The following is a 13,022-nucleotide window of genomic DNA, read 5'->3' on the forward strand; positions in this document are numbered from 1 at the left end:
AAAATTCATGCGTTTAACTCCTTCACAATTAGACGCGGTGGTTGTTGCCACGCGTGTCGTAATACCTTTGGAGTACCCCGCGGATGCCATACTGCGGCGTTATTTTCAGGACAATCCCATGCTGGGCGCGCAAGATCGCGCATTGATCGCTGAAACTGTCTTCGGCATTTTGCGTCATCGCTTTTTTCTTGAGAGCTTGGCAAAACTGCCGACTCCACGTGCGCTCGTGTTGGCCTATTTCGTTAAGTTTCAGGGAACCAATTTGCGTGAATTGGCGCCGTTGGTGAGTGAAACGGAAGCGAAATGGCTGACAGAAATTAAGGCGCTCAAACCGGAGGCTTTTTCGCTACCGGTTCAAGCGGAATTTCCAGTGTGGCTTGTGGAAAAATTACAGCAGTTTATGCCCGATAGCGAGATTCTGGATCTCGGGTTATCGCTGCAGAAACCTGCACCGCTTGATTTACGAGTCAATACGTTACTCGCGAAACGCACCGAGGCGCTCGATGTTCTTCAGCAAGAAGGATTTCAAGCGCAAGCGACGCCCTATTCGCCATGCGGCATCCGCTTGGTTGGAAAGCCGGCGATTAATCGACACGCATTGTTCCTGTCTGGAAAAATCGAAGTGCAAGATGAAGGCAGTCAGTTGCTGGGTTATCTGTTGGCACCCAAGCGCGGCGAAATGATCGTCGATTTTTGCGCCGGAGCGGGCGGGAAATCATTATTGCTGGGAGCCTTAATGAATTCTAAAGGGCGGCTGTACGCCTTTGATGTTTCAGAAAAACGCTTGAGCAATCTGAAGCCGCGCTTTAAACGTTCCGGTCTATCCAATTTGCACGCACAACGGATAGAAAATGAGAATGACTTGAAGATCAAGCGCTTGTCTGGAAAAATCGATCGTGTATTGGTCGATTCGCCGTGCAGTGGTCTCGGTACCCTGCGCCGCAATCCCGATTTGAAATGGCGGCAATCACCGCAAAGTATCGAGGAACTGAAAGCTAAACAGGCGGCTATTCTGGCTGCTGCTGCCGGTTTGCTTAAATCAGGGGGGCGTTTGGTGTATGCCACTTGCAGTTTCTTACCGGAAGAAAACCAGCAAGTGGTGCAGGGATTTCTCAATACGCATCCGCAATTCAGGTTGTTGAATTGCGCTGTGCTGCTAGCGCAGCAAAACATTCCTTTGGATACCGGCGAATTCTTGCAGCTATTTCCAAAACAGCACCAAACCGATGGTTTCTTTGCGGCTGCATTTGAACGTACCGGAGATCAGTAGCGGGAAAACGATTACCCGGAATTTTCTTGCTGTTTATCCGCTGATTGCAGCAATACCGGCAAAATAATCAATACGCATACGATCGTAATCAATAAACCGATTGTCAGCAATAATCCCATGCTGGAAGTGCCTTGGTGCGTGGAAAAGACCAGACTGCCAAATCCGACCAAGGTGGTTAATGCGCTATAAAAAATGGCGCGCGCCGTACTGGTATGCAATAAGCTTTCATAGACAATACCTGAGCGGCTTCTGTGTACCATGTGCAAGCTACTGTCGATGCCGATTCCGAGTAATAGCGGCAGCGCAATGATATTGGCAAAATTGAAAGGAAGGTTGAGCAAAACGGTACCGGCGCCGGTAAATAAAGCTGAAAGCAGTAACGGTATCAATACCAGTAATGTGGAAGTGACGCTTCTGAGCATTATCCACAGCGCCACGATAACGCCCAGGAGTGCCAAGGAAAACGCATGGATGAAAGCATCCACGACCGCTTCCCCCGCTTCTAAGCTGATCACCGGAATCCCGGTGGCGGATGGGGCAATTTGTTGCACGGCGCGAACGAATCGGCGCAGTGCATCGTTATCGTTGATGTTTTCCCGCGGATAAACGGCGATGCGGTAAACGCCGTCGTTGCCATGCCAGAGTTCCTTGATGGAGGCGGGTAGGGCTTCTTCCGTGAATGGTTGCGCCGTGAGCGCCAATTGTAGCCGTTGAATGGAATCGGGTAGTAAGCTTAGCAAATCTTTATTAAGCGCACGGAGCATCTGGGCTCTTCCGGTACTATCAGTTTCCGTGGCCGATAATTTCTCCAGATGCAGCAATAAATTGGTTAGAGATGTATGCAACATGCGGGCGGAATTGGCTGCCGCATGTGCCGGTTGTTCGTTAACGAAATGTTCGAGTGCGGTTCGAAGCCGATCCAGAGCAGTGCGTTGTTCGGCGACGGTATAGTGATCGGCCGCTAAAAACGCGGCGGGAGAGAACGAGATCGGGCCCAGAATCATGGCCATTTCTTCAATCAAAAGACTTTTTTCTTCCTGCTGCTGCGGAACCATATCCAGCAGACTGACAACGCTTTTAACCTCCGGTAGGGTGCTAACACGTTTTACGATCGGGTCAATTTCTTGAAAATCATTCACCAAAATGTTGATATGCCATGGTGAATCATCCGCATCACCCAATAATTCCTGAAATGTTTGCACAGACTCCGCTTGAGGGTTATTCAAATTCAGCAGGTTGTAATCGAATTTAATTTTTGGCAGCGCCACGATAGAAGCGATGACGGCGGCTATAGTGAAGCCATATACCATTTTACGCGAGTGTCTTGGCAAATCCAGGATATGATTGATAGATTGAGTCGAATCCGGCGATTTTCTTATTTTTGTCGGAAAAACTTTTTGCAGGGCGGGTATCAGCGTGATTGTGATTAAAAAACTGATGAGCATGCCGGTGCCGGAAATTAAGCCTAGTTCTGCAACACCTCGATATGTTGTCGGCATAAAAGCATAGAAACCAATTGCCGTTGTGATCGCGCACGCTAACAGCGATTGTCCCATATCACCCCCGGTTTGGCTCAGTGCTTCTGAGAAGGGTTGATCAGGGCTTCTCAGTTCTTCCAGTCGCAATAGGAAATGAATGGCATAATCGACGCCGAGGCCTATATAGAGCACTGCAAATGCAATGGAGATCAAGTTAAGATGTCCGACGGCAATCGTGGCAAATGCGGCGGTCAATAATAATCCTAGTAGCAAGCTTATGATCACAGTCAGAATCGCGCCTGCTGAACGAAAGGCAAGCAATAATACGGCGGCGACCATCACCAGCGCCAGTATTCCGGCATCCTGAGCTCCATGCATTGCACTGTTAAGTTCGTCATGAGCCAATGCCACTTCACCGGTGATGCGAAGTTTCTCGAATGTATCGGAAGCGAGCCCCATGTTCTCGGCCGCCGTGCGTATGATGGAAATGGGTTCTTCCGCAGCGAAAATTTGAGAATAGTCTAGTTTGGGTTTCGCGATGATCAGCTCTTGATAAGTGTCTTTCTGCGCTTCGCCGCCTAATAACGCTTGCCAGGATAAAGCACGGGATTGACCCGCAAGCCGGGCATCCACAGTTGCACTGACACCGCTAAAAACTGATTCCAGATCCAATTTACGGCCATTGCGTAATTCCTCGGTTGCCTCCGTGAGGACGGAAGCAAACGTATAAAGTGTGGGACTATCGGCGATACGAGCAATCAGCGGTTGTGCCGCGGCTAAATAGTCAGTGATACGGCCAAGCTCATCCAAGCTTTTAAATAATAATCCATTCTTCTCCAGGAAAGGCTCGCCTGTAAAAAAATAAATATCCGAGAAGTACGAATGCTCGTTTTGCAGAAAGGCCGTTAATTTTTTGGCAGCCTGATGCGCTTGTTCGGGAGTAGGAGCGTTCAATGCCAGCAGTAATGTATCTTCATACTGCGGGAATGATTTGATATAGCGGATATGGTTGGCGCGAAAGGGAACTTCCTCCGAGAGCATGTCCGTCGTATCCGTATGTACGCCAAGATTGTTGACGGTGTAAAACGTACTGAATGCGGTAAGCGCCAGGATTGCTAGGATGATCCCTATGGCGTGCCGATACGAAAATATAGCCCAGTGCGAAAAAAACCTGAAGCTAATACTTTGTGTGCTAGGCACGTTCTACCGCGTCCAGGGATAAATATACGGATTTCATTGCGGATTCAGCCGGGTCGATGCAATTTTTTCCTTAAGCATGTCAATCAATGCCTGAAACCCGCTTCGCTGCAAAATGGAGCGATATTCCCCCCGCTTGATTGCCAGATCGCTGACGCCGTCAAACAGGATATTCGTGATACGCCAATGACCCTGATCTAAGTGAAGCACATAATCAAAATTGACTGTCCCACCATCCGATTTGGTTAATTGACTGCGCACCAGAACTTGATCGCGCGGGAGGTTACGCTGTTCAATAATCCGGAATTGCTCGCCTTCATGTTGTGTAAAGCGCCCGGCGTAGGTAGCGATACTGAGCTGGCGGAATGTTTCCACCATTAAAGCTTGTTGGGTTGGGTCCAATTGCGACCAATACGTTGCGCCCAAGATTGTTTTGATAATGAGACTAATGTCGTGAGATTGATCAATCACAGGTTCCAAGTATTTGTACCGTCCATCGTAACCGAGTTTTTCTCCGTTTTGCATGACGTGCAGTAACGAGGACTGTAAATACTGAATCACTTGTTCCGGGGTTCCGGTTTCTGATTCAGTGGTGCTGAATGCTGGTGGAGCTAACAATAGTATGACCAGCATCAAACCCCATCGAATTGTGTTAATTAGTTGTTTTACTTTCATATCGGCGATCTTTCCAGCTAGCGCGTTCCCCTCGCCAGTAACGTAGAGCGGATGTCCAAGTCATGGCAAGATATAAAGTACCGATGATAGGCAATCCAAAACACCAGAAGGGAGAACGCTGATAATAAGATAAAGTCGGTAAATAGGTGAAGAACATGGCTGCCCATACCAGCAAGCACATGATGAAAATTTCTTGCACTGGTGAAAACAAAAATGCAAAAGGAGCTGCCCAAAACATGGCGGTCATTATCAAAGTACAGATAATCAGCAAGGTTAGCGAATATCGTAGTTGTGTATAAGCAGTTCGCGCAACCATTTCCCAAATCGGTTTTAGTTCATTATAACCGCGGTGACTGCGCGCAGCATGACTGAGTCCCAAATAGGTACGCAAGCCGGCGTGCTTGATATGGGCGGCTAACGTACAGTCATCAATCAGTGCGTTGTGCAGATTTGAGAAAGCGCCTACCGATCGTAGCGCCGCTGTTTCAACTAAAATACATCCGCCGGCTGCGGCTGCTACGCGTGATGCGGGTTTGTTCGCTAATGCAAATGGATATAGTAGCTTGAAGAAGAAAATAAAAGCGGGCATTAGCAAACGTTCAATAAAATTAAGCATTGGTGGCTCGGCCATCAACGATACCAATGAAAGTTTTTCCTGGCGGGCTTTTCGATGCAGTTCGGTCACTATTCCTGGAGCAAGTTCAATATCGGCATCCAGCAATAACGTATAGGGTGTTTTGACTTCGCGCAAACCTTGTTCCAGTGCCCATAACTTGCCACTCCAGCCTGCCGGAGGTGCAACACCTGAAATAACCATCGCTTCACATTGACGAGCCCGCTCGGCAGTATCATCTGCCGATTGATCATCAATGACGATGATGGTCATTCCGCTTCCCTGAGATTTTATGCCGCTGAGTGTCTGCTTGATATACGGACCTTCGTTACGGGCAGGAATCAGTACGGTAATATCCCGGACTGATTCATTCACTGCCGTCGTTTGTTGAGTTTCGATCTTTTCCCGGGTGCTCCACGGTCTCCATGGCAACAGTATTAATGACCACCAGCATATCGCACCAAAAAAAGACAAATATAAAACTAACTCCACTCTGATTCCTGCATTCAGTAGACCAAAAAAAACAGACTGCGTAACTTTTCCTGTTTACTTATTGATTACTGATACAGTGATGTCGGAAAGTTTTTTTGCGGCTTGAGCATCTTCTGCAACCCATTTTGGAGCGGGCTCCTCCACCATCGGTCCGGTTGTTCTGGGGCCTTTCATGGAAGCTACCAAGGCTTTCCAAGGATGCTTCAGCGTATCTTCGACAGCAGTGGCTTCGTATCCGCAATGTGCCATGCATTGGGCGCATTTGGGATTATTAGCCGTTCCATATTTTTCCCATGGAGTGTCGTCAAGAAGTTCTTTAAAAGTCTTTGCATAACCTTCGTCAGATAACAGATAGCAAGGTTTTTGCCAGCCGAATACATTTCGGGTCGGATTGCCCCAGGGGGTGCAATTATAATTTTGATTACCGGCCAGGTAATCTAAATACAATGCAGAATGATTTAAGCGCCATTTGCGTTTCAGTTTTTTACCCAACTCAAAAATGCCGCGGAACAATTTTTTGGTATCCTGACTTTTGATAAAAACATCCTGCTTAGGTGCTTTTTCGTAACTGAACCCAGGCGCGATTGTAGCCGCTTCAACACCGAGCTCCATAACGTAATCGAGAAATTCAGCAACATCTTCTGGAGTTTCTCCCTGGAATAGCGTGCAGTTTACGGTCACTCGAAATCCTTTCTCCAAAGCTAATTTGATTGCTTCAACCGCACGGTCAAAAACACCATCCTGACAAACTGAAGCGTCGTGACGTTCTTTCATGCCGTCGAGATGAATGGAAAAAGTCAAATAAGGAGAGGGTGTGTAATCGTTGATTCTTTTCTTCAACAATAACGCATTGGTACATAAATAAACATATTTTTTGCGTTTGATGATACCGGCGACAATTTCCGGCATTTCCTTGTGCAACAACGGTTCGCCACCTGGAATCGAGACCATCGGGGCTCCGCATTCATCAACCGCCTCCATACATTGCTCATAGGAAAGGCGTTGATCAAGAACATCTTCAGGGTGAGCGATTTTTCCACACCCGGCACAAGCCAGATTACAACGAAACAAAGGTTCAAGCATCAGCACCAGCGGATACTTCTTAACACCTTTTATCTTTTGCTTGATGAGATAAGTACCGACCGTAATTTGCTGACGTAAAGGAACACCCATGAATATTACCTCCAAAAATACTTCAAACGCATATGAATGGCCAAAAAGTTTCTGGCACGAAAAAGCCTAAATGGCAAATATAAGCTCTGTCCGCTTGATAAGTGCTAGTAAGTAGGCAATAAATTTTTTGCTACATGACCTTTTGAATACTGAAAAAAGACGCTGTGAAAATATTAAGGCAGCCTGGATTCTTTTAGCGTCTATGACTCTATAATTATCTGAAAAGGCATTGAAATCAGTATTCCAAGTTTAACTATAGAACATGAACCCCTCTATAGCAAATATTTTATATCAGCTGGAGGAATTTATTGCGAGTAACTATCAAAAAAATGGATCGATAGTTATTTTTTATGGAACAAAACAACACCCGCACTAAGAGCAGTACGCCCCTGGTGCGGGTGAAAAGATAGCAAAATGATTTGACTTCTTATTCGAATGTAACACCGAGTGTACGAAGCGTTCTCTTGGTTATTTTTCCTGGAGTGATGCCATTTTGTTTCTGGAAACTTTCAATGGCGGCAACTGTTTTAGCTCCGCTAACTCCGTCAACAGGTCCGGGATTTAATCCTGCATCGACAAGTGCTTGCTGAATTTTTTTCATCAATGCCGGAGTTGTTTTGACAACATCATTGCCATCATCCGCAACTTCAACAGCTGCAATGGTTGCAGATTCTACTTCAATTGCAGCAGTATCTCCATCGGTTGACTCGATGCTTTGTAAGCTTTGTACATCTTCAATGAGAGCTGGCTCTGCAGCAGGGATTGCAGGAGCAGGTGCGGGTGCAGGTGCCGGTGCGGGTTCAGGTGTGGCTGCGGCAGGCGCTGGTGCGGCTGCTGTTGTTTCATCATCTTTTGGGGGGAGCGGTTTTTTTTCAAAAATAGGTTTACAGCCAAATAGCAATCCTATCGCCAGAAAAAGCATCGTGTAAGTTGTTAATTTATTAGTTTTACTAACCATCATTGCGATTCTCCATGAAAAATTTTCAAAAAATCATTCGATTGCGTAGGTTATACGCATTCTAATGACAAGCCTCTTTATCTTCCATCTGTTACCGAATAATCCGTGAAACTATCTTCATTTAATTATTATATTTATAGTGTCATGGGCTCTGCATTTTGCTGCGATGTGAACTATCACACTTTTCTAATCATAACGCAATCTAAAATAAATTGACTAATGAGGGATTTAACGCCATAAAAAATAAAAAATCCATATGCTTAATTGGCGGCGGACATAGTCATATTGCCGTTATTAAGCAGTTTGGAATGCACCCGATTCCGGAAGCAGCCCTAACGCTTATCAGTTCGGAAGCGTTGACACCCTATTCGGGAATGATTCCTGGATTGATCGCCGGTCACTATGCATTTAAGGATTGTCACATTGATTTAATGAAGCTATGTCAATGGGCTGGGATACGGTTTGTTTGCAGTGAGGTGCATGCGATTAATCCTTGTGACAAGCAAGTATATTGTGATCAGCATCCTCCCTTGCGTTATGATTTTCTCTCGATCAATGTTGGTTCTCAGCCGGCGCTTCACCAGATTCAGGGAGCCGCCGCCCATGGTCATCCTGTCAAACCGATCAAGCGCTTTTTTCAAGACTGGCGGCATTGGTTCGAATCAATTCATCGTTTAAGCTATTCACCACGTATTGTCGTCATCGGAGGAGGCGCTGCCGGGATTGAAATTTTATTGGCCATGCACTATGCAATGCACCGCACGATTTCGATGCAATCCAACTTTACGTTGGTGTGCGCCGATCAGCAAGTTCTCAACTCGCATAATAAGCAAGTACAGGATTTTTTTGATCATCACTTACAATCGTTAGGAATTGCCATCATTCATGGAAAACGAGTGGTATCGATTAATGAGCGCCAGATTATGCTCAATGATTTAACGCTGCTGAATTACGACTTCGCTGTTTGGTGCATTCATGCAGCAGCTCCGCCGTGGTTGAGAGAAAGCGGTATTCAATGCGATGAGAAAGGATTCGTTCGGGTGGATCAATATCTTCGCAGCATTTCGCATCCGGATATTTTTGCGACTGGCGACGCGGCATCGTTTGTTCCGGTTCCATTGCCAAAAGCGGGGGTTTACGCGGTACGTCAGGGACCGGTGCTGGTAAGAAATATTGCCGCGCTGCTAGAGAATCAACCGTTGTCTCCCTATAGGCCGCAACGGCATTATTTAAGCATAATAACCGCGGGTGATCGTTACGCCGTTGCTTCCAGAGGAAGCTTTTTTGCCAAAGGTAAGTGGGTCTGGTATTGGAAAAATATGATTGATCGTTCCTTCATGGCGCGCTTTAATCCAAAATTGCCGGGTGGATCGCAATAATCCGCAAGGTGTCGAGTTCTTATGATTCTGGAGATTGTAAAGTAGTGCTATGCATCCAGTAACGCCGCGACCAGTTTGGTTTCTAATTCCTGAAATTGCGCATTGCCATTGCGGGCCGGTGATGGCTCGTGCCAAGAGGGGTTTTGCCGCAGGGTGCTGATCATTTTTTGCCATTGGTCAGGCAATTTCTCAGTATCCGCTTTATCGACATGCAGCATATCTTGCGCAGCATGACCGCGATGCATCAATTTCTTTAATAAGTGTTTCTGGCGCAAGTACAAAATTTGTACAGTGGTTTCATCGGCGCATTGCCATTTGGTGCCTTTGACGGTTGCTTTGATTTCATCGCCGTATCGTCTGAAAGTGGACCAGCTTGCGCCGGCAAGTGCGCCTAATGCACTGGCAGCCCCCAGGCTCATGCCGCCGACCATCAAATCAATACCGGCGCCGGCTGCGGCGCCTTTAGCAGCGGCGCTGCCGACATCCAAGCCATAGGCCTTAAGAATGCCGGGCGCGAAAATATCCAATTGCCACTGACCATTGCTGACAGGAATATTCTGAATCGCCACATCCTTTTCCGAGAAATTAAAAATCGTTAATAAATCATGCAGACACTGCCGTTCCGCTTTACGGACAAATTCCTGCAGCCGGTCTTCAAGCAACGTATGTGCGATTAAATGATTATTAACAGTTTTGCTCTCGCGATAACAAGCAACCTGGGCAATCAATTCGGCAATCCGCCTGGCACCCGATAAGCACAGCTGATTCCACAGCTTGGCGCGGTAGTCGATGAGTTTCTGCAAATGATTGTAATGCGATTCCAGCAGCGATTGCATTTTTTGGTACAGCCGTTTTTCCGCTTCAAATGCAAAAGCAACCGTATCGAACTCCAGCGTTGCGTGCATCTGATAGGACGACAAATATTCACGCCATTTTTCAAGTTCCCGTTCATGACTGGCGATGAAATTGAATACAGGAATGATCGGTTTTCCCGCTCGCGTCAGAACTTCCAATTCCAGGCGATATTTTTCCAGGAATGGTTCGCGAACATCGATGATGTATAACAAGATATCGCTGCGTAATACCTGGCGGATGACTTTTGCTTCTTGTTCCAGCGGATCGTTAACCGTAACTTGTGTAACAAATTGCTCCAGAATTTGCGGAGGTCGCAATGTCGCGGATTTTGCCTGAAGTTTCTTGATATGGGCGAATAATGCCCGGGAGTCCTCCAAACCGGGGGTATCGTACAAATTCAAAACAGGGGTGTTATCAGCAGAGATAGTGGCTTGTTCCACATGCCGGGTTGTGCCCGCAGCATCTTCAATCACACCAAATTCGGTGCTGCGGAGCATAGTGCGGATTAGCGACGTTTTACCGGTATTGGTATGGCCGACAACTGCAATATGGAGTAGTGCATCGGTTTGCGTTTGTCGTGAGTTATTGACAATCATGATCTATCGCGTAATAACATGTTCTGCGGGAATACCACACGCTTCCGCCAGCCGGAACCAGGCGAATTCACGTGCGCTGGTGACCGGTGCCGATGGCTTGTTCAACAAAATCAACCACGGTTTGTCATGGCTGCTATCGACCAGCTCTTTGATCATGCGCTGTATTCCCCGATCGGGCAAGCGATGTGCGGCGACGCCCAGCAACAAGGGCGCGCTTAAAGTCCGGATCATCGCGATGGCTCGATCATGCGAATCTTGATCAATGATGTTAAAGCGGCAAGTGACCGATTCCGGCCAGTGTGTGCTGTCGTCCAGTTCCACGCCAAAAGCTTGCGCATTGGTAGGAATGGCCACATGCTCCGGTGGGCGGACAACTTCCGCAGGCTTGATGCCGGCCAACGGATCGGCGTCGATGACTTCGGCTTTCACTTCGCGCGCCATGAGCCGCTGACGCAACTCGATGTAATAAGGCAGGTAAAGATCCAGCTTAAAGCGGCTCTCAGCCCACTGCTGCATGATCCATGAAAAACCAAGCAGTAGCAGCCGCGGGAAAATTCCATAAACCAGCAAGGCGCCGATTAAGAAAACCGCCCATGCCGTACGTGTTTCCGCGTCTTGTTTACCTGCCCCGATGCGGCTCGCAGCGGTCTGCGGATCGTCCGGTATTTTCAATCCCAGCGCTTCCAACGGTTTACCAATCATTTGCGTCAGTTGCGGCAAAGCGCTATCGGGCAGAATGGTCGTGCCCCAGATGAAGTTGTACTGTTTAGCCATCATGATCATGATCAGCAAGACCAATCCCGCTGTCAGGTAAGCCAGCCAAAACTGGTGCGTCAAAACACTGATGCGCCATTTGCCGACAGCGCCGGTTAAACAACTTTCCCACCAGGCATGTGACGCCAGTGAAGGAATCGTGGGGTCTTTTTTGTGGCGGTAAGGCCACCAGCTGACAAATTGCGCCACGATGCCGCTGCTCAAGCTTTGTAGATTGAGCGTAATACCCGATAGCCAGAGCAATAAAGAAATTGTGTTAAATCCGAGTAGCACCGCCAGCAACCAGTAGATATTCAATGTTGTCGACTCGCTGACCGCTTGGCTGGCCGCTAATCCACCCAAAACCACCGCGAGCGCCCAACAAACCCAGCGTGCACGGACAAAATGTTTTTTCGGCTGCCGCAGTGCATCTTCCAATGCATTTTCCCGGATCAACTGCTGAGCGCGGAATGTGAGCCTGTTGACAAACTGACGATAGTTGAAATCCCCGTTGACCGAACCGGGCATGTCGCGAATACCGGTATACGATAACTGTTCAGCCTTGGCAGATTCGATTGCTCGCAACTGTTCGATACGTACCAAATCAGCAAAAGCAAACTTTTTTACAGACATTTCCCGGTTAATTCCAAATAGTGAGATTCAAAACTTTGCACTGGCTGATTGGAGGTGGCTTCACAGTTCAAGATAAAGGCGTCAGAATATTGTGCAAAACAAGCTAAAATTCGTTATCAGATCATTCAAAAATTATGCAGGAAGATTCCATGAAGCCGGTTGCAATATTCAGACATATACCCATCGAAGGGCCTGGCTATTTTGCCACATTTCTCGACAACAATCATATTCCGTGGCGTTTGATCAAAATCGACGCAGGAGAAAAACTACCCAACGCTATCGATGAATTCAGCGGTCTGGTGTTCATGGGTGGAACGATGAGCGTCAACGACGATTTGCCGTGGATTGAGCAGGAATTGACATTGATCCGCCAAGCGGTCGCTGCCGATGTGCCGGTGTTGGGTCATTGCCTCGGCGGTCAGCTCATGGCTAAAGCCTTGGGTGGCGTCGTTACCGCCAATCCGGTCAAGGAAATGGGTTGGGGTGAGGTCACCGTGTCGGATAATCCGGTGGCGCGTGAATGGTTCGGCGATTTGACCGGCTTCAATTCGTTTCACTGGCACGGTGAAGCATTTAGTATCCCGCAAGGCGCTACCTGCATTATGTCGAGTCCGTATTGTGAAAACCAAGCGTTTGCAGTGGGCGTGCATCTTGGTATGCAATGCCACGTGGAAATGACCGAGCGCCTGGTCATCGACTGGTGCAGCGTCGGTGCGGAAGAGCTCGCCAGTCTCAACGAGCCGTCAGTGCAATCGCTAGAGGAGATTGAAAAGAATCTGCCGGAACGTGTTGCTGCGTTAAATGTGGTAGCTAAAAAGTTGTATCAGAAATGGATCGAGTATTTAAAATAATCTGAGCATTTGTTTAAAAAATTCAGCATCAAAATTGGAAAAACGGCCATGTCAAAAATTTTTCTCAGTCACTCAAGCGCTAATAATGCGCGGGCATTG

At 47.5% G+C, this 13,022-nt stretch carries 10 protein-coding genes; 3 read left to right on the plus strand and 7 right to left on the minus strand.

Annotation, left to right across the window (positions count from 1 at the left end):
- The first annotated feature begins 7 nt into the window (after positions 1-7).
- On the plus strand, positions 8-1,270 hold the full coding sequence (locus KF839_RS01120; RefSeq protein ID WP_292915969.1) for an RsmB/NOP family class I SAM-dependent RNA methyltransferase: 1,263 nt from the start codon (positions 8-10) through the stop codon (positions 1,268-1,270).
- Positions 1,271-1,281: 11 nt separating this feature from the next.
- On the opposite strand, the gene KF839_RS01125 is transcribed toward KF839_RS01120, so the two are convergent.
- The 5 genes from KF839_RS01125 to KF839_RS01145 form a co-directional block, all read right to left on the minus strand.
- Positions 1,282-3,948 carry an MMPL family transporter gene (locus KF839_RS01125; protein WP_292915970.1) on the minus strand — a complete coding sequence of 889 codons (2,667 nt, stop codon included), beginning with the start codon at positions 3,946-3,948 and terminating at the stop codon, positions 1,282-1,284.
- Between the two features lie 33 nt (positions 3,949-3,981).
- Positions 3,982-4,620 (minus strand): ABC transporter substrate-binding protein, encoded by a 639-nt coding sequence (locus KF839_RS01130; RefSeq protein ID WP_292915971.1) that lies wholly within the window; start codon positions 4,618-4,620, stop codon positions 3,982-3,984.
- Positions 4,598-5,725, minus strand: coding sequence for a glycosyltransferase (locus KF839_RS01135; protein ID WP_292915972.1), 1,128 nt, complete (start codon positions 5,723-5,725; stop codon positions 4,598-4,600). Before KF839_RS01135 ends, KF839_RS01130 begins: the two co-directional genes overlap by 23 nt.
- Positions 5,726-5,779: 54 nt before the next feature.
- Positions 5,780-6,898: an adenosyl-hopene transferase HpnH gene (gene hpnH / locus KF839_RS01140; protein ID WP_292915973.1), complete on the minus strand. Its 1,119-nt coding sequence runs from the start codon at positions 6,896-6,898 to the stop codon at positions 5,780-5,782.
- 427 nt (positions 6,899-7,325) lie between these two features.
- Entirely contained in the window at positions 7,326-7,859 is a 534-nt protein-coding gene (locus KF839_RS01145; protein WP_292915974.1) for a peptidoglycan-binding domain-containing protein, read from the minus strand.
- A gap of 209 nt (positions 7,860-8,068) precedes the next feature.
- On the opposite strand from KF839_RS01145, the gene KF839_RS01150 reads away from it, so the two are divergent.
- Positions 8,069-9,235: an FAD-dependent oxidoreductase gene (locus KF839_RS01150; protein ID WP_292915975.1), complete on the plus strand. Its 1,167-nt coding sequence runs from the start codon at positions 8,069-8,071 to the stop codon at positions 9,233-9,235.
- A gap of 47 nt (positions 9,236-9,282) precedes the next feature.
- Here the strand turns inward: KF839_RS01150 and KF839_RS01155 are convergent, their stop codons facing one another.
- The gene (locus KF839_RS01155; RefSeq protein WP_292915976.1) at positions 9,283-10,686 is read right to left on the minus strand and encodes a GTPase/DUF3482 domain-containing protein; all 1,404 of its coding nucleotides are present in this window, start codon (positions 10,684-10,686) and stop codon (positions 9,283-9,285) included.
- A gap of 3 nt (positions 10,687-10,689) precedes the next feature.
- The gene (locus KF839_RS01160; protein WP_292915977.1) at positions 10,690-12,072 is read right to left on the minus strand and encodes a DUF2868 domain-containing protein; all 1,383 of its coding nucleotides are present in this window, start codon (positions 12,070-12,072) and stop codon (positions 10,690-10,692) included.
- 149 nt (positions 12,073-12,221) lie between these two features.
- Between KF839_RS01160 and KF839_RS01165 the strand changes: the two genes are divergently transcribed.
- A complete protein-coding gene (locus KF839_RS01165; protein ID WP_292915978.1) occupies positions 12,222-12,923 on the plus strand; it encodes a type 1 glutamine amidotransferase in 702 nt (233 codons plus the stop codon).
- Positions 12,924-13,022: the final 99 nt, after the last annotated feature.

The organism is Nitrosomonas sp., assembly GCF_019635155.1.
GTDB lineage: Bacteria > Pseudomonadota > Gammaproteobacteria > Burkholderiales > Nitrosomonadaceae > Nitrosomonas.

Bases quoted from the DNA above. Each gene is read 5' to 3' on its own strand.
- KF839_RS01145 (WP_292915974.1), bottom strand. From the start codon at position 7,859: ATGATGGTTAGTAAAACTAATAAATTAACAACTTACACGATGCTTTTT.
- KF839_RS01120 (WP_292915969.1), top strand. From the start codon at position 8: ATGCGTTTAACTCCTTCACAATTAGACGCGGTGGTTGTTGCCACGCGT.
- hpnH (WP_292915973.1), bottom strand. From the start codon at position 6,898: ATGGGTGTTCCTTTACGTCAGCAAATTACGGTCGGTACTTATCTCATC.
- KF839_RS01160 (WP_292915977.1), bottom strand. From the start codon at position 12,072: ATGTCTGTAAAAAAGTTTGCTTTTGCTGATTTGGTACGTATCGAACAG.
- KF839_RS01155 (WP_292915976.1), bottom strand. From the start codon at position 10,686: ATGATTGTCAATAACTCACGACAAACGCAAACCGATGCACTACTCCAT.
- KF839_RS01130 (WP_292915971.1), bottom strand. From the start codon at position 4,620: ATGAAAGTAAAACAACTAATTAACACAATTCGATGGGGTTTGATGCTG.
- KF839_RS01165 (WP_292915978.1), top strand. From the start codon at position 12,222: ATGAAGCCGGTTGCAATATTCAGACATATACCCATCGAAGGGCCTGGC.